At 73.1% G+C, this 17277-nt stretch carries 12 protein-coding genes; 9 read left to right on the top strand and 3 right to left on the bottom strand.

All coding sequences use genetic code 11. From position 1 onward, the window contains the following. Positions 1–30: 30 nt before the first annotated feature. The 7 genes from acnA to BMW27_RS00605 all read left to right on the top strand — a co-directional run bounded on the left by acnA (position 31) and on the right by BMW27_RS00605 (position 9937). Positions 31–2775, top strand: a complete 2745-nt coding sequence (acnA, locus tag BMW27_RS00575; RefSeq protein ID WP_091439654.1) for an aconitate hydratase AcnA — start codon at positions 31–33, stop codon at positions 2773–2775. A 63-nt stretch (positions 2776–2838) separates the two neighbouring features. Continuing rightward, the gene (locus BMW27_RS00580; protein WP_217637996.1) at positions 2839–3381 is read left to right on the top strand and encodes an acyl-CoA thioesterase; all 543 of its coding nucleotides are present in this window, start codon (positions 2839–2841) and stop codon (positions 3379–3381) included. Positions 3382–3587: 206 nt separating this feature from the next. Next, on the top strand, positions 3588–5039 hold the full coding sequence (locus BMW27_RS00585) for an NAD-dependent succinate-semialdehyde dehydrogenase (protein WP_091437570.1): 1452 nt from the start codon (positions 3588–3590) through the stop codon (positions 5037–5039). Between the two features lie 276 nt (positions 5040–5315). After that, positions 5316–6818, top strand: a complete 1503-nt coding sequence (locus tag BMW27_RS00590) for an MFS transporter (RefSeq protein WP_091437571.1) — start codon at positions 5316–5318, stop codon at positions 6816–6818. A 40-nt stretch (positions 6819–6858) separates the two neighbouring features. Beyond that, positions 6859–8133 (top strand): aromatic ring-hydroxylating oxygenase subunit alpha, encoded by a 1275-nt coding sequence (locus BMW27_RS00595; RefSeq protein WP_091437572.1) that lies wholly within the window; start codon positions 6859–6861, stop codon positions 8131–8133. A gap of 14 nt (positions 8134–8147) precedes the next feature. After that, positions 8148–9158: a PDR/VanB family oxidoreductase gene (locus BMW27_RS00600; RefSeq protein WP_091437573.1), complete on the top strand. Its 1011-nt coding sequence runs from the start codon at positions 8148–8150 to the stop codon at positions 9156–9158. Continuing rightward, entirely contained in the window at positions 9155–9937 is a 783-nt protein-coding gene (locus BMW27_RS00605; protein ID WP_091437574.1) for an IclR family transcriptional regulator, read from the top strand. The genes BMW27_RS00600 and BMW27_RS00605 overlap by 4 nt, the downstream gene beginning before the upstream one ends. 58 nt (positions 9938–9995) lie before the next feature. Here the strand turns inward: BMW27_RS00605 and BMW27_RS00610 are convergent, their stop codons facing one another. The 3 genes from BMW27_RS00610 to BMW27_RS00620 all read right to left on the bottom strand — a co-directional run bounded on the left by BMW27_RS00610 (position 9996) and on the right by BMW27_RS00620 (position 12874). Beyond that, positions 9996–10622, bottom strand: coding sequence for a TetR/AcrR family transcriptional regulator (locus BMW27_RS00610; protein ID WP_091437575.1), 627 nt, complete (start codon positions 10620–10622; stop codon positions 9996–9998). Then, complete coding sequence (locus tag BMW27_RS00615; protein WP_091437576.1) at positions 10619–12160, bottom strand: MFS transporter; 1542 nt, start codon at positions 12158–12160, stop codon at positions 10619–10621. Before BMW27_RS00615 ends, BMW27_RS00610 begins: the two co-directional genes overlap by 4 nt. A 237-nt stretch (positions 12161–12397) precedes the next feature. Continuing rightward, positions 12398–12874, bottom strand: coding sequence for a single-stranded DNA-binding protein (locus BMW27_RS00620; protein ID WP_091437577.1), 477 nt, complete (start codon positions 12872–12874; stop codon positions 12398–12400). A 167-nt stretch (positions 12875–13041) separates the two neighbouring features. On the opposite strand from BMW27_RS00620, the gene recD2 reads away from it, so the two are divergent. Continuing rightward, a complete protein-coding gene (gene recD2, locus BMW27_RS00625) occupies positions 13042–15306 on the top strand; it encodes an SF1B family DNA helicase RecD2 (protein ID WP_091437578.1) in 2265 nt (754 codons plus the stop codon). Between the two features lie 328 nt (positions 15307–15634). Next, positions 15635–17125, top strand: coding sequence for a DEAD/DEAH box helicase family protein (locus BMW27_RS00630; RefSeq protein WP_091437580.1), 1491 nt, complete (start codon positions 15635–15637; stop codon positions 17123–17125). Positions 17126–17277: the final 152 nt, after the last annotated feature.

Consider the following 17277-nt stretch of genomic DNA (forward strand, 5'->3'; position numbering starts at 1 on the left):
GCCTATAAAGAGATACTGATGGAGGTGGGCATGGCCCGGTCGGACAGCTTCGGTGCGCGACGGACCCTCGATCTCGGATGTGGCGAGTTCGAGACGTGGGCGGTGCACGCCGTCCCCGGCGCGGAGCACCTGCCCTTCTCCCTCAAGATCGTGCTGGAGAACCTGCTCCGCCACGAGGACGGGGGAACGGGGACCGCCGAGGCCATCCGGCGCCTCGCGGGCGGGGCCGGCACGGGGGACGAGGTGTCGTTCTCACCCGCCCGGGTCTTCCTCCACGACACCAACGGGGTCCCCGTCCTGGCGGACCTGGCGGCGATGCGCGAGGCGGTGCGCGACCTGGGCGGGGATCCCGCGGCGGTGGACCCGGTGATCCCGGCGGAGCTCACGGTCGACCACTCGGTCGTCACCGACGTCTCCGGCCGCCCGGACGCGATGGCGCTCAACGTGGAACGGGAGTACGCGCGTCACGAGGAGCGCTACCGCTTCCTCAAGTGGGGTCAGCAGCAGTTCCAGCGGCTGGCCGTCGTCCCCCCGGGGACCGGGATCATGCACCAGATCAACCTCGAGCACCTCGCCGACGTCGTGGTCCTGCGCGACGGGCGCGCCTTCCCGGACACGCTCGTCGGCACCGACTCCCACACCACGATGATCAACGGTCTCGGGGTGCTGGGGTGGGGTGTCGGCGGCATCGAGGCCGAGGCGGCGATGCTCGGCCTCCCGGTGGCGACGCTCATCCCCCCGGTCGTCGGTCTGGAGCTGATCGGGGAGCTGCGTCCGGGGGTGACCGCGACCGACCTGGTGCTCACCATCGCGGAGCTGCTGCGGTCCCACGGCGTCGTCGGCAGCTTCGTCGAGTTCACCGGACCGTCGGTCGGGGCCGTCCCGCTCGCCGATCGCGCGACTCTGGCCAACATGAGCCCGGAGTTCGGCTCCACGTGCGCGGTCTTCCCCATCGACCAGGTGACGGTCGACTACCTGCGGTTCACCGGCCGGGGCCCCGACCACGTCGCGGCGGTCGAGCGCTACGCCAAGGAGCAGGGGCTCTGGCACGACCCCGCGGCGCGGCTGCGCTTCGACGGCCTGCTCCGGCTGGACCTCTCGACCGTCGAGCCGTCGCTGGCCGGGCCGCGTCGTCCGCAGGACAGGATCCCGCTGGCCAGCGCGCGCAGCCGCTTCCGGAGCACGCTCGCCGAGCTGCTCGCCGACCGGTCGCCGCAGGTCGCCGGCGACGCCGTGGACGAGGCCGGTCGCGAGTCCTCCCCGGCCAGTGACCCGCCGGCCCTCGCCGCGGTCGCCGAACCGCGGGCGCAGGAGGCGGGGCTCGACCACGGCGCCGTCGCCATCGCGGCCATCACGTCGTGCACGAACACGTCCAACCCCTCGGTGATGGTCGCTGCCGGCCTGCTGGCGCGGAACGCCGTCGCCGCCGGGCTGGCAGCCAAGCCCTGGGTGAAGACGAGCCTGGCCCCCGGCTCGAAGGTCGTCACCGACTACCTGCAGCGTGCCGGGCTGGACCGCCCGCTCGAGCAACTCGGCTTCCACACCGTCGGCTACGGCTGCATGACCTGCATCGGGAACTCCGGTCCGCTGACCCCGGAGGTGAGCAAGGCGGTCGCCGAGCGCGACCTGCTCGTCGCCGCGGTGCTCTCCGGCAACCGCAACTTCGACGGGCGGATCAACAACGACGTCTCGCTCAACTACCTGGCCTCGCCCCCGCTGGTCGTCGCCTACGCCCTCGCGGGCTCGGTGGACGTCGACCTGCTGCACGAGCCGCTCGGCGTCGACCGGACCGGACGGCCGGTGCACCTGAGCGACCTGTGGCCTCCGGAGGCCGAGATCGAGGAGGTGATCCGGGGCAACCTGGACCCCGCCATGTTCGCCGCGCGCTACGCCGACGTCTTCACCGGCGAGGAGCGCTGGGCGGAGTTGCCGGCCGGGGGAGGGGCCACCTTCGACTGGGACCCGGACTCGACCTACGTGCGCCGCCCCCCGTTCCTCGACGACCTCTCCGCGGCCCCGGAGCCGGTCGGGGACATCACCGGCGCCCGTGCCCTGGCCGTGCTCGGGGACTCCATCACGACGGACCACATCTGCCCCGCCGGGCGCATCCCCGCGGACAGTCCGGCCGGGGAGTTCCTGCGAGAGCGGGGTGAGACCGACCTCAACACCTACGCCTCCCGTCGGGGCAACCACGAGGTGATGCTGCGCGGCGCCTTCGGCAACCAGCGGCTGCGCAACCGCCTCGTGCCGCACCGGCGGGGCGGCTGGACCCTCGACCACCTGGACGGCCGCGAGAAGACGGTGTTCCAGGCGGCGGAGCACTACCGCGCCGCAGGCACACCGCTGCTGGTCCTCGCCGGCAAGGAGTACGGCACCGGCTCGTCCCGCGACTGGGCGGCGAAGGGGACGGCGCTGCTCGGCGTCCGGGCGGTCCTCGCCGAGAGCTTCGAGCGGATCCACCGCGCCAACCTGATCGGGATGGGTGTCCTGCCGCTGCAGTTCCTGCAGGGGGACAGCGTGGAGGGCCTCGGCCTCTCCGGCGGCGAGACCTACGACGTCCGCGGACTGGAGCACCTGACCGAGGACGACTGGCCCCGGCGCGTCGTCGTCCACGCCCGGTCCGAGGACGGGGCCACGGTCAGCTTCGCGGCCGCCGTCCGCGTGGACACGGCCAGGGAGGCGTTGTACCTGTGCCACGGCGGGGTCCTGCCGTACGTCGCCCGCTCCATGGCATCCGCGAGCTCTGAGAGGCTCAGCGCGGTGGTCCTCGGCTGAGGACGGCGGGCCGGGCGGGACCATGCGTCCGGTGACGAGGATCCCCCTGGGAGGACAGTGACCGTGCAGACCGACGACGCGATCGCGACAGACCTGGCCCGCGACGGGGCGAGCGACGACCTCCACCGGCTCGCCATGACGATCCTGATGACCCCCGACATGTCGAACTTCTCGGGGAACGTCCACGGCGGCACCTTGCTGAAGTACCTCGACCAGGTCGCGTACACCTGTGCCACGCGCTACGCCAGGACCTACGCGGTGACGTTGTCCGTCGACCAGGTGGTCTTCCGCGAGCCCGTCCACGTCGGCGAGCTGGTGACCTTCCAGGCGTCGGTCAACCGCACCGGCCGCACGTCGATGGAGATCGGGGTCCGGGTGACGACCGAGGACCTGGTCCGCCAGGTGGTCCGGCACACCAACAGCTGCTACTTCACGATGGTCGCCCTCGGTGCCGACGGACGCCCCGTGGAGGTGCCGCCCTGGCAGCCGCGGACCGCCGATGAGCGTCGCCGGCACGCCGCGGCCGGACGCCGCCGCGACCTGCGCCGGCAGATCGAGCGCGCGACCACGGAGATCAAGTCGTCCACGGCAGGGGGCGAGGGCTGACGGCGGGCGGGTGCCGGGCTCCCGGCCGTCCCGGCTGCGGCACCCGACCTGCGTCAGCTCCGCGCCGCTCCTGGTGACCGTCGGCGGCGTCACCGTCGCCGTGTCCTGCGTCGTCCCACGGATGACACCATCGCTCCCGCGGCGCGGTGGCTCCGCGGCCCCGGCTCCCCGGACCCCGAGACCGATCAGCCAGTGAGGAAGGCGCCATGACGCAGGACCCAGGACGCACGATCTACGTCGACGGGCGGTGGCGTTCGGCCGACGGGGGTGCGACCTTCGCCGTCACGGACCCGGCCACGGGCGAGGTCATCGGGCAGGCTGCAGACGGCGGTCGGGCCGACACCGAGGCGGCGATCGCCGCTGCCGACCGTGCGCTGCCGGCCTGGTCGGGCACGACGGCGTACCAGCGGGCGGCCGTCCTCGCGAGGGCGGACACGCTGATGCGGGAGCGCCGGAGAGAGCTGGCCGCGCTGATGACACAGGAGCAGGGCAAGCCGCTCAAGGCCTCGATGAACGAGGTGGCGTATGCCGCGGACTTCCTGGCGTGGTTCGCCGAGGAGGCGAAGCGCATCGGCGGCGTCACGATCCCCTCGGCCCGCGCCGACCAGCGGTTCGTGACGATGCGCCAGCCGGTCGGCGTGGTCGCGGCCATCACCCCGTGGAACTACCCGATCTCCATGCTGACCCGCAAGCTCGCGCCGGCCATCGCGGCCGGTTGCACCTCGGTGCTCAAGCCCGCCGACCAGACCCCCCTGTGCGCGGTCGCGACGGTGCAGCTGCTCGCCGACGCAGGTGTCCCCGCCGGTGTGGTCAACATGGTCACCACCACGCACGCAGCAGTGGTCGGCGACGCGCTGTTGGAGTCCCCGGTGGTCCGGAAGCTGACCTTCACCGGCTCCACCGCGGTCGGGAAGCTGCTCGCGGCGAAGGCCGGCGCCACGCTGAAGCGGGTGTCCGTGGAACTGGGCGGCCACGCACCGTTCATCGTCTTCCCCGACGCCGATCCGGTGCGTGCGGCCAAGGGGGCGGCGCTGGTGAAGTTCCTCAACACCGGTCAGGCGTGCATCAGCCCCAACCGCATCTACGTCCACCGCTCGATCTACGACACCTTCGTCGCGACGCTGGAGCAGCGCATCGCGGCGCTGCGCGTGGGGAGGGGTGACCACGACGGTGTCTCGATCGGCCCGCTGATCGACGAGCCCGCCGTGGCCAAGATGGAGGCCCAGGTCGTCGACGCGCGCACCAAGGGCGCCCGGGTCGTGGCGGGAGGCGAGCGCGTGCAGGTCGACGGGCTGGACGGCACGACCTTCTTCGCGCCGACGCTGCTGGCCGACGTGACGCCGGAGATGCTCATCTCCCGCGAGGAGACCTTCGGGCCCATCGCCGCGGTCACCCCGTTCGAGGACGAGGACGAGGTCGTCGCCCGGGCGAACGACACCGAGTACGGCCTCGCGGCGTACGTCTACACCAACGACCTGTCGACGGCGATCCGGGTCACCGAGAAGCTGCGCTTCGGGATGGTGGGCGTCAACGACATCAACCCGACGTCCGCCGCGGCACCGTTCGGCGGGGTCAAGGCCAGCGGGCTGGGACGCGAGGGCGGGTACGAGGGCATCGACGAGTACCTCGACACCAAGCTCGTCGGCATCTCCATCTGATCCGCGCCTCCGAGGCGGTCCACGCCGAGGGGACGGCCGGCCCAGCGCCTGCCGCACGCAACGCATCGGATGGGCAGCGGACGAGGACGTCGCCGGCCCGGCCGGTGACGTCCTCGTCGTCGTCCGTGGGGAGTCGTCGAGGGGGCCGATCCCGGGGATGCGGCCGGATCTGTCTTCCGTCACGTGGAAGCGCGGTATGCCTGGGCGGTGACCTCCGTCACGCTTCCCAGGGTCAGTCGCCGATCGTCGGCGACGCCCCTCACGAAGGAGCGAGGCATGGCGTCAGGGAGCTCCGAGAGCGACACCGCCCGGGAGGAGCAGCTGCTCGACGCCGGTCGCGACGACCGGCCGGTCGCCCCCTACCGGGCCCTGTGGGTGGTGCTGCTGCTCGGCTGGGTGGTCAGCTACGCGGACCGGACGGTCACCGGCCCGGTCATCGCCTGGATGATCCAGAACGAGTCGGGGTTCATCGGGGACGCGTCCAACCCGGCGACGGTGGGTGGCCTGGTCGGCTCGATGTTCTTCCTGGGCTACATGCTCACCCAGTACCCGGGCGGGCGGCTCGGCGACCGGTTCGGTCACCGCGAGATGATCATCGTCTCGCTGCTGGCAGCCGGCGTCCTGACCATCGTCTCCGGCCTGGTGGCCGGGCTCGTGGCGTTCGTCGCGGCCCGCGTGCTGACCGGCCTGGGCGAGGGCGTGTTCTACTCCAACGACCGCACGCTGATCATCACGCACACCCCGGCGGCCCAGCGGACGCTCGGTCTGGGCATCGTGATCACCGGCCTGTCCATCGGCCTGACGGTCGGGATCATCGCCACGCCGCTGCTCATCGCCTGGGGCGAGTCGCTGGGGATGGGCGGCGGCGCCTGGCGTCTGCCGTTCTTCGTGTTCGCCGCGTTCACGTTCGTCGTCGCGGCGGTGGCGTTCGCCTTCTTCCGGTCGAGGCTCGGTGGGGCGCTGCGGCTGGGGCCGCCGTTCCTGCGGCTGCTGCTGTTCTCCACGCCCACCTTCCTGGTCATCGTCGGCCTCTTCCTGCTGGCCGAGACGTTCCAGTGGCCGGAGTGGCTGACCGCGACCATCGCGTCGGTCATCGCACTCGTGTACATCGCGATCATCGTGCGCAGCGTCAAGCAGTCCGGTCGCGGCGCGGCCCTGCTCAACCGGAACATGTGGCTGATCTACATCGCCTACATCGCGATCCTGTGGAACCTGTGGTTCTTCAGCTTCTGGTCGGTGCAGATCGTCCGGGAGGCAGCGGAGAGCAGTCTGCTGGCCGCTGCGCTGACCGCCGCGTTCAACGCCGGTGCCGGGATCCTCGGCTTCCCCGTCGGTGGCTGGCTCGCCGACCGCGCTGTCCGCCGCGGCCGCGGGCGCAAGCCACTCGCCCTCGTCTGCACCGCCGTCTACTCCGTGCTGGTGCTCCTCTTCGGCTGGAGCATCTCCGGTGGGGAGGGCGACCAGCTGCCCTCGCTGGCCCTCCTCGGGCTGCTGCTGTTCAGCTCCGGCGTGTTCTTCAACGCGCTGCAGCCGATCGTGCAGGGCATGACCGGCGACCTGGTGCCCGCCAGCGAGCGCGGCTCGGCCTTCGGCATGCTCAACCTGGTCTCCGAGATCGGCGCCGTGCTCAGCCCGGTGGTCAGCGGCATCCTCCGCGACGCGACCGGCAGCTGGGCTCCCGGGGTCTACCTCGCCGCCGGGATCATGATCGTCTCCTTCTTCCTCTACGCGATGGTCCGGGAGTCACCGGCCCGCCACGAGGACCCCATCCCCGCCTGAACGTCCCCGACCCGTCCGAGTCCTCTGGAGGGACCCCGAGATGACCGGTTCGACCTCGCCCGCCTCCATCGGCCGCCCGACCGGGCACGCCGCGTTCCGCTCGTTCCCGCTCAACGCCTGGTACGCGGCGGCGTGGGACCACGAGGTGGGGCGCAACCTGCTCCCCACGACGATCGCCAACCGGCCGGTCGTCCTCTACCGGACCACCGGCGGTCGTCCGGTCGCACTGGCCGACGCCTGCTGGCACCGGCTGGCGCCCCTGTCGATGGGCAGGTTGCGCGGCGACGACGAGATCATGTGCGGCTACCACGGCATCTGCTACGACCCCGACGGCCGGGCCACGTTCATGCCGGCGCAGGAGACGATCAACCCCAGCGCCACGGTGCACTCCTTCCCGGTGGTGGAGCGGCACCGCTACGTGTGGATCTGGCCGGGCGACCCGGCGCTGGCCGACCCGGCGCTGGTGCCCGACCTGTACTGGAACGAGCACCCCGACTGGGCCGGCGACGGCAAGACCATCCGCGTCAACTGCAGCTACCAGCTGATCGTCGACAACCTCATGGACCTCACCCACGAGCAGTTCGTGCACGGGTCGAGCATCGGCCACGACGCACTGTCGGAGTCGGAGTTCACCGTGACCCACACCGAGCGGACGGTGACGGTGACCAAGTGGATGCTGGGGATCGACCCGCCGCCGTTCTGGAAGCGCAACCTGCAGGACCGCTTCCCCGACTACGAGGGGCCGGTCGACCGCTGGCAGATCATCCACTACACCGCGCCGTCGACCATCGCGATCGACGTCGGCGTGGCCAAGGCCGGTACCGGTGCACCCGAGGGCGACCGCAGCCAGGGGGTCACCGGCACGGTGATCAACACGATGACGCCGGAGACCGACAACACCTGCCACTACCTGTGGGCCTTCGCCCGCGACTGGTGCCTGGACAAGCAGGTGATCACCACCCGGCTGCGCGAGGGCGTGTCCAACGTCTTCTTCGAGGACGAGCAGATGCTCGAGGCCCAGCAGCGGGGGATCGAGGCCAATCCCGACTACGACTTCTACAACCTCAACATCGACGCGGGCAGCATGTGGACCCGCCGCATCGTGCAACGCATGATCGATGCCGAGCTCGGTTCGGACGTCGGTGCGGTGAGCGACGAGGCCGGGCACGCCGCCGCCGCGATGGCCGAGGTCACCGGCGCGGCCAACGCCGAACCGCCGGGCGACGGCGGAACCGGTCAGGCAGCGGAGGTGGCCGGCGGGGTCGCCCGGCACCGGGAGCAGCCCACGGCCGGCCTCATGGGCCGCGGGCTGTAGCGGGAGCGGTCGACATGGCAGCCACGAGCGCCAAGCGGTGGCGGAGGGCGCGGGTGATCGACGTCCGCGAGGTCGCCCAGCACGTGCGGCGGATCGTCCTGGAGCCCGAGCGGCTCGAGGCGCCTGCGCCCCCCGGCAGCCACATCGACATCGGGGTCTACGTCAACGGTCGCGCCGACGTCCGTTCGTACTCCGTCGTGGGCATGAGCGGCTACGGCACCGAGCTGGTCCTCGGTGTGCAGCTGGCCCGGCAGAGCCGGGGTGGCTCGGCGTACATGCACAACCTGCGGCGCGGACAGGAGGTGTCGATCACCCAGCCGCTGCAGAACTTCCCGCTCAACTACGGCAGGCCCGGCTACGTCCTGGCCGCCGGGGGCATCGGCATCACCGCCCTGGTGGCCATGGGCACGGCGCTCAGGGCCCGCGGCGCGGACTACCGCTTCGTCTACGGCGCCCGGTCGCGGGACCTGATGGCGTTCCTCGACGAGCTGGTCCCCGAGCACGGCGACCGCCTCGACCTGCGGATCGACGACGAGGGCGGCTCCCTCGACGTCGCCGACCTCGTCGCCGGCGTCCCGGACGGCGGGGAGCTGTACGTCTGCGGTCCCACGCCCATGCTCGACGCGATCAAGGCCGCCTGGGCCCGGGCCGGACGGCGCCCGGCGGACCTGCGCTTCGAGACGTTCGGCAGCAGCGGCCGGTTCGCCCCCGAGGCGTTCACCGTGCGGATCCCGCGGCTGGGGCTGGAGACCCTGGTGCCGCACGACGTGTCGATGCTCGAGGCGCTGGAGGCGTGCGGTGCGGACATGATGTTCGACTGCCGCCGCGGCGAGTGCGGCCTCTGCGAGGTCAAGGTGCTCGACGTCGAGGGCGTCATCGACCACCGTGACGTCTTCCTCAGTGACGAGCAGCACCGGGCGGGCGACCGGTTGCAGTGCTGCGTCTCCCGTGTCGTCAGCGCCCGGACCGGCGGGCTGTCCGGCGCCGACGGGCAGCCGGGGGTCGTCACCATCGACGTCCCGTGACCAGTCACCTCCGTGCCGGACCGTTGAGGGCCCGCAGGACGGCGGGCGGCAAGCTGCTCGCCGTCCTCGCGGCCTTCAGCAGGGAGCGGCCGACGCTCACCCTGTCCGAGATCGCCCGGACCGTCGGCGTCCCGCTGTCGACCGCGCACCGGCTGGTCGGGGAGCTGACCCGGTGGGGAGCGCTCGAGCGGGACGCGGACGGCCGGTTCCGCATCGGACTGCGGATCTGGGAACTGGGCGCTCTCGCGCCGCCGGCGCTCGGACTGCGGGAGGCCGCGCTGCCGTTCATGGGTGACCTCTACGAGGTCACCCACCAGAACGTGCAGCTGGCCGTCCGGGACGGCGACGAGGTCGTCTTCGTCGAGCGGATCGCCGGCCGTGACGCGGTCAACGTCCTCACCCAGGTCGGCGGCCGTTTCGCGCTGCCGCCCACCGGCGTCGGTCTGGTCCTGCTCGCGCACGCCCCGGCCGAGGTGCAGGAGCACGTCCTGGCCGGCCCCCTGACGGCCTACACGCAGCACACCATCACCGATGCGCGGCAGCTGCGCCGGGTCCTCGCCGAGGTGCGCCGCAGCGGGATGGCCGTCAGCGATCGGCAGGTGACCGAGGACGCCGTCTCCGTTGCCGCGCCGATCGAGGTGCGCGGCGCCGTCGTGGCCGCACTGTCCATCGTCGTCCGCGGGAGTTCCCCGGCCGCCGTCCGCAGTTACGCGCCCGGTGTCCGCGCTGCCGCGCTCGGCATCGGCCGCATCCTCGCGTCGACGAGCACGTGGAGTTGACCGGGGGGACGTGTGGGTCGCCGCGGCCGGGCCGGTCAGTCCGTCGTGGGCAGCCGACTCACCTCTGGGCGGGTGCATCGCCCGTCAGGCGAGCGGCGAGGGTCTGCGCGGCATCGGTGACGCACCGGCGGAAGAGGTCGTCGTCGCCGGTGCACAGCCAGTTCACCGACGCCCCGAAGAGCAGGCCGAGAACAGACTCCGCCAGCACCTCGACGTCGCCGGACCAGGTGCCGCCGGATGCCCCGGCCACGCGGTGCAGCAGGTCGAGGACGTCGCCGCGGTACTGCTCGGTGGACTCCCGGGCCGCGGCCCGCAGGTCGTCGTCCCGCCCGCCCATCATGGTCAGCTCCTGGAGCACGATCTCCGCGCCGGGGTCGGCGACGACGCTGTCGACGTAGCCGGTCAGGGCGCGGGTCAGGATCTCCGCGGGGGAGCCCCCGGCCTCCACCGCACGCCGGAGCAGGGCGGTGGACCGGTCGCGGTCGGCCTGGAAGACGGCGCGGACCAGCTCGGTCTTGGAGCCGAACGCGTAGTGCACGGCTCCGAGCGGCACGCCGGCCTCCTTCGCGACCGCCCGCGTGGTGAGCGACCAGGCACCCTTGCGCTGCATCACCCGCATGGCGGCCGCGACGAGCTGGGCCCGGCGCTGCTCGACGGGCAGGTGCGCACGCTTCCCGCTCGTCACCGGGCCACCGTCGCCGTCTCCGGCGCCGGCCGGTCGGCCGGCGCGACCCCGGCTCCCCGGCTGCCGCGCAGCAGGACGACGGCCTGCACCGCCACGTACGCCGCCAGCAGGGCGGCGATCAGCAGCACGACGTGCATACCGGTCGCGAACGCCTGCCCGGCCTCGGCCAGGAAGGCCGCGGCGGTGTCCGCCGGCAGCGCTGCGGCGACCTCCGCGGCGCCGCCCAGGGTCTCCCGAGCGGCCTCGACGTCCTGCGCGGGCACGCCGTCGACGGCGCCGAGGTGCGCCGCGTAGACCGACAGCCCGACGGTGCCCAGCACCGCCGTCCCCATGGCACCGCCGAACTCGTAGGCGGTCTCGGACACCGAGGCGGCGGCACCGGCACGCTCGGGCGGCGCCGTGGCGAGGATGACGTCGTTGGTCAGCGCTTCCGCGGCTCCGACGCCGGTGCCGATGAGCAGGCCGACCACGACCAGGACGCCCCGGTCTCCGTCGACCCCGAGCAGCGTGCCGGCCGCCAGCCCGGCGGCGGCCAGCGCCATCCCGCCGCCGATCACCCACCGCAGCGGCAGGGAGCGGGCCAGCCAGGGGGCGGCGAGCGACCCGCCCACGGTCGCGACGGCGAGCGGCAGCATCCACAGGCCGGCCACCAGCGGGCTCATCCCCAGCACGAGCATCAGGTACTGCGGCAGGAAGAACATCAGGCCGAGCAGGGCGAAGACGGTCAGCAGGTTCGTCGACACGGCGACGGAGAACGCGCGGGAACCGAACAGCCGCAGGTCCAGCAGCGGCTCGGCCAGCCGGCGCTGCCGGCGCACGAAGGTCCACAGCAGCCCGAGGCCGGCCGCGAGGCCGACCAGGACCGGCACGCTCACGCCGTCGTGCGCGGCGGTCTTGAGCGCGTAGACCAGCGGCAGCACGCCCGCGATGGAGAGCACGGCGGACAGCGCGTCGAACGGGCCGGGCCGCGGGTTGCGCGACTCGGGCAGCAGCAGCGGGGCGCCGACGAGCAGCAGGACCATGACCGGGGCGTTCACCAGGAACACCGAGCCCCACCAGAAGTGCTCGAGCAGGAACCCCCCGATGATCGGGCCGAGGGCGGCGCCGCCCGAGAACGCGGCCGCCCAGACGGCGATGGCCAGGCGTCGCTCCTGGGCGTCGGGAAAGACCGAACGCAGCAGCGCCAGCGTCGAGGGCATCAGCGTGGCCCCGCCGAGCCCGAGCAGCGCCCGGGCCGCGATGAGCATCCCGGCCGTCGTCGAGAAGGCCGCGACCAGCGAGGCGCACCCGAACGCGGCGGCGCCGACCACGAGCAGCCGGCGGCGGCCGATGCGGTCACCGAGGTTGCCCATCAGCACGAGCAGGCCGGCGAGCAGGAAGGAGTAGATGTCGACGATCCACAGCAGCTCGGTCGACGTCGGGCCCAGGTCGGCGGTCAGGGCCGGCACGGCGAAGCCGAGCACGGTCATGTCGATGCTGATGAGCAGGACCGGCAGCGCCAGCACCGCGAGGGCGGACCAGCGACGGAGCGGACTCACAGGTGTTCCTCGGGACGGGGGACGGGGCGCCGGCCGACCGGCCGGCGCCCCATCGTGGCACGGTCTTGGTCGATTGACCAACTCGGCGGTTCGAGACTCGTTCCCCGCCCCGTGTCCGCGCACCCCTGCGGACGCGCCGAGCGCGCCGCGCTCCCGGTGCAGCGTGGCGCGGTGGGCGTGCCGACGGGGCCGGCACGCCCACCGCCTGCTCCGGGCGACGGGCGCCCCGAGGAGACCTCAGAAGGGCGGCTCCTCGCCGGGGTCGCCGTTCGACGCGGCCCACGGATCGGGTGAGCCGCTGCGCCCGGCCGCGGCTCCGCCGTTCCCGCCGGCGGGAGCGCCGTCGACACGGGCGGTCTTGGAGACCGTCGCCGTGGCGTAGCGGAGCGACGGGCCGATCTCGTCGACCTCGAGCTCGACGACGGTGCGCTTCTCGCCCTCCTTGGTCTCGAAGGAGCGCTGCTTGAGGCGGCCCTGCGCCATCACCCGCGAGCCGCGGGTGAGTGACCCCGCGACGTGCTCGGCCATCTGCCGCCAGCAGTTGCAGCGCAGGAAGAGCGCCTCGCCGTCCTTCCACTCCTGCGTCTGGCGGTCCATGGTGCGCGGGGTGGAGGCGATGGTGAAGTTGGCGACCGCCGCGCCCGAGGGCGTGAAGCGCAGCTCGGGGTCGCTGGTCAGGTTGCCAATGACGGTGATGACTGTGTCGCCGGCCATGATCCGGTCCTCCGTGTCGTCGGTGCATCGCTCGGGTGAGCATCCGGAGGCTAGGCAGACTTACCGACAGTTCCCGTGGGCCCGTCGCGTCCGGCGGACGGAGGCCCCGAGCTGTCCCCAGGGGGTGTGACCATCGGTGGGGACGGCGCGGTGGCGAGGGGACGGCGGTGCGAGAGGCGCGGACGGGTGCGGTGCTGGAGGCGACGCTGGAGCGGATCACGTTCGCCAACGCCCAGACCGGCTACACCGTGGCCCGGGTGGACACCGGGCGGGGCGGTGACCTGGTCACGGTGGTGGGCTCGCTGCTGGGCGCGCAGCCGGGCGAGACGCTGCGGCTGCAGGGGCGGTGGGGAGCGCATCCCCAGTACGGCCGGCAGTTCCAGGTCGAGGACTACACCACCGTGCTGCCGGCCACGGTGCAGGGCATCCGGCGCTACCTGGGCTCGGGGCTGGTCAAGGGGATCGGCCCGCGGCTGGCCGAGCGGATCGTGGACCACTTCGGCACCGAGGCGCTGCGGGTCATCGAGGAGCAGCCCGGGCGGCTGGCCGAGGTGCCGAACCTGGGCCCCAAGCGGACCCGGCTGATCACCGCGGCCTGGGAGGAGCAGCGGGCCATCAAGGAGGTGATGGTCTTCCTGCAGGGCGTGGGCGTGTCCACCTCGCTGGCCGTCCGCATCTACAAGCAGTACGGCGGCGCGTCGATCGGCGTGGTCCGGGCCGAGCCCTACCGCCTGGCCGCCGAGGTGTGGGGCATCGGGTTCCGGACCGCCGACACGATCGCGGACGCGGTGGGGATCCCGCACGACAGCACGCAGCGGGTCGAGGCGGGGGTGCAGTTCGTGCTCTCCGAGGCGACCGGGCAGGGGCACTGCTTCCTGCCCGAGACCGAGCTGGTGGCCCGGGCAGTGGAGATCCTGCAGGTCCCGGCGGACCTGGTGGGCCACTGCCTGGCCCTGCTGGTCGCCGACCAGGGGGTCATCCGCGAGGAGTTCCCCGGCGCGGGCGGGGAGCCCTGCGCGGTGGCGTACTACCTCGTGCCCTTCCACCGGGCGGAGGTCTCCCTGGCCGGGGGACTGAAGAGGCTGGCGAGCGCCGACGACGACCGGCTGGCGGCCTTCGCGGGCGTGGACTGGGACGCCGCCCTGGCCTGGCTGCACCGGCGCACGGGCGTGGAACTGGCGGCCGGCCAGCAGGAGGCCGTGCGCCTGGCGCTGACCGAGAAGGTCGCCGTCCTCACCGGTGGCCCCGGCTGCGGCAAGAGCTTCACGGTGCGCTCGATCGTCACCCTCGCGGCGGCCAAGGGCGCGAGGGTCGTGCTGGCCGCACCGACCGGCCGGGCCGCGAAGCGGCTGACCGAGCTCACCGGGGTCGAGGCGGTCACCGTGCACCGGCTGCTGGAGCTGCGCCCCGGCGGGGACGCCGCCTTCGACCGGGACCGGCCGCTGCAGGCCGACCTGGTCGTCGTCGACGAGTCCTCGATGCTGGACCTGCTGCTGGCCAACAAGCTGGTCCGGGCCGTCCCGCCCGGCGCGCACCTGCTGCTCGTCGGCGACGTCGACCAGCTGCCCTCGGTCGGCGCCGGGGAGGTGCTTCGCGACCTGCTCGCCGAGGGCACCCCGATCCCGCACGTGCGCCTGACGCAGGTCTTCCGGCAGGCCAGCAGGTCGGGAGTGGTGACCAACGCCCACCGGATCAACGCCGGCAGCCCGCCGCAGGTCCGCGGCCTCGACGACTTCTTCCTGTTCAGCACCGACGACGCCGAGGAGGCCGCCCGGCTGACCGTGGACGTCGTCGTCCGGCGGATCCCGGCCCGCTTCGGTCTCGACCCCCGCCGGGACGTCCAGGTGCTCACCCCGGTGCACCGCGGACCGGCCGGCGCCGCCACGCTCAACGAGCTGCTGCAGGAGGCGCTCACCCCCGCTCGCCCCGACCGGGCGGAGAAGCGCTTCGGTGGGCGGGTGTTCCGCGTCGGGGACAAGGTCAGCCAGATCCGCAACGACTACGACAAGGGCGCCAACGGGGTCTTCAACGGCACCCAGGGCGTCGTCACCGCCGTCGACCCGGTCGAGCAGACCCTCACCGTCGTCACCGACGAGGGGGAGCAGATCCCCTACGACTTCGGGGAGCTCGACGAGCTGGTCCACGCCTACGCCGTCACCGTCCACCGCTCCCAGGGCAGCGAGTACCCCTGCGTCGTCATCCCGGTGACCACCAGCGCCTGGGTGATGCTGCAGCGCAACCTGCTCTACACCGCCGTCACCCGCGCCAAGCAGCTCGTCGTGCTCGTCGGCTCCACCCGGGCCCTCGGCCAGGCCGTGCGCGTCACCGGCTCCGGACGCCGGCACACCGCCCTCGCCCACCGCCTCCGGGGCGGCCCGCACCGCAGCGCGGCTGCACCGACCCCGCTCGCCGTCGGGGCCGGACGGGGCTGACGCCGATCCGCCACCCGGCGGCGTCAGCAGCGACGTGCACGCACGGCTGCCGGCGAAGCCGGCGACGACGATGCGCGCACCACGCGCGGGTGCGGACGGCCGTCGAGCAGCCGGGACCGTCCTCCACCCGTGGACGACGTGGCCGCCGCTTTCGCCCGTTTACGCCCAGAGCGAACGGCCGACACGCCGGTCGCTGCCTGTTCGTGCCTCTGACCTGGTGTTTCCCCACCGGCACCCCGCGGCGCTTGCGCGATGGTCGGCGATGTGTGTCAGTACCCGTTCGTAGGTTCCGTGTCGACATCTTCCCCATGTCGACGAGGAGTTCACCATGGCCGTCTCTGGCCTCAAGACCCGTCAGCCCACCGGCCGTGTGCCGTGGCCCTGCATCCTCCTGGAGGGGGAGGAGAAGGCGGGCAAGTCGTGGGCCCTGGCCCAGTTCAGCGCCAGCGAGCGGATCGGCGCGCTGTACTGGATCGACCTCAACGAGGGCGCCGGCGACGAGTACGGCGCGATCCCCGGCGCGAACTACCAGATCATCGAGCACGACGGCTCGTACGCCTCCGTGCTGGCCGCGGTGCAGGCGGTCAAGGCCGAGGCGCGCCGCGCCGCCGACGCCGGCGCACCGCCGGTGGTGCTCGCCATCGACACCGGCTCGGCGATCTGGGACGGCCTCAAGGACTGGGCCAGCGACCGCGCGGCGAAGTCCGTCCGCAACCGCGAGCTGCTCAAGCGCGATCCCAACGCCGAGATCACCATCAGCCAGAACCTGTGGAACGACGCCGGCGCCCGCTGGCGCAAGCTGCAGACCGAGCTGCTCACCTTCCCCGGCATCGTGGTGGTGACCGCCCGCGGCAAGGAGGTCACCGAGGTCGACGCCAACGGCCGCCCGATCGAGGGGCAGAAGACCTGGTCGGTGCAGACCCACCGGGAGTTCCCGTACGCCGCCAGTGTGTGGATGCGGCTGCGCCGGGGGCGACGGCCGATCATCGTGGGCGCCCGCAGCGTGCACGTGGGCATCAAGCCCAACGACGACCCGGCCAAGGAGGTCACCGATCCTGCCGCCACCGGCCGGCTGCTGGAGTGGCTGGTCTTCGACGCCCTGAAGTGCGATCCGGGTGCTGCGCACGTGCGGAACCTGGTGACCTTCCACGGCGGCGGGCTGCTCGACCACGAGCGCACCGAGCAGGCCCGCACCGAGCAGGCCCGCACCGAGCAGGCCGCCGGCCGTGGGAACGGCCGGTCGACCGGGTCCGGCGAGCCCGACGTCGCCGACCTGGTCGCGCGGATCGGCGACGCCGCGAACGACGACGAGCTGCGCGAGGTGTGGGCCGAGGCCAACCGGGCCGCGCTGCTCCAGGCCGAGGTGCCGACCCCCGGCGGCTCCTACACCGTCGCCGAGCTCATGCAGGCCCGCCACGAGGAGTTCCTCACCGCGTCGATGGCGGCCCACCCCGCCGGGCGGCGCAGGGCCCAGGCCGCTCCTGCCGCTTCGGCGGCTCCGCAGACGCCCGCCGCCGTGGTCCAGGCCGCCCGGGCCGCTGCCGCGGCCGCCCTCCCGGCCACCGGCACGGAGGCCGCGCCGGCGAACCCGCTGCTGGAGGCCTCGCCGATCCCGGACGACCCGAAGGACCGCCGGCTCAACGCGGCCCGCCGGGGCGTGCTGGCCAGCCTGGAGTCCCTCGGCGTGACCAGCGAGCAGATCGGCGCCCGTTTCGGCCGCCCCGCCGAGCAGGTGGCGACCAAGCGGCTGACCGCACTCGTGCGCGACGTGATCGCGACACAGCGGGCCGGGGTGACCGGGCAGCAGGAGATCGCCTGAGCGACGGGAGCAGCGCGCCGGGGGTCTCCCCGACGGATCGAGGAGACCCCCGGGAGGCCCCTGACCGGCGCACGTGCCGGTCAGGGGCCTCCCGTCGTCCTGGGTCCTGCAGCTGAGCTCGCGAGGGGTGGGCCTGCCGGTGCCCCCGAGGC

It is taken from the genome of Geodermatophilus poikilotrophus, assembly GCF_900111455.1.
GTDB lineage: Bacteria > Actinomycetota > Actinomycetes > Mycobacteriales > Geodermatophilaceae > Geodermatophilus > Geodermatophilus poikilotrophus.

Coding starts and splice junctions, on each gene's coding strand:
- acnA (WP_091439654.1), top strand. CDS start 31: ATGGCCCGGTCGGACAGCTTCGGTGCGCGACGGACCCTCGATCTCGGA.
- BMW27_RS00585 (WP_091437570.1), top strand. CDS start 3,588: ATGACGCAGGACCCAGGACGCACGATCTACGTCGACGGGCGGTGGCGT.
- BMW27_RS00590 (WP_091437571.1), top strand. CDS start 5,316: ATGGCGTCAGGGAGCTCCGAGAGCGACACCGCCCGGGAGGAGCAGCTG.
- BMW27_RS00595 (WP_091437572.1), top strand. CDS start 6,859: ATGACCGGTTCGACCTCGCCCGCCTCCATCGGCCGCCCGACCGGGCAC.
- BMW27_RS00600 (WP_091437573.1), top strand. CDS start 8,148: ATGGCAGCCACGAGCGCCAAGCGGTGGCGGAGGGCGCGGGTGATCGAC.
- BMW27_RS00620 (WP_091437577.1), bottom strand. CDS start 12,874: ATGGCCGGCGACACAGTCATCACCGTCATTGGCAACCTGACCAGCGAC.
- BMW27_RS00630 (WP_091437580.1), top strand. CDS start 15,635: ATGGCCGTCTCTGGCCTCAAGACCCGTCAGCCCACCGGCCGTGTGCCG.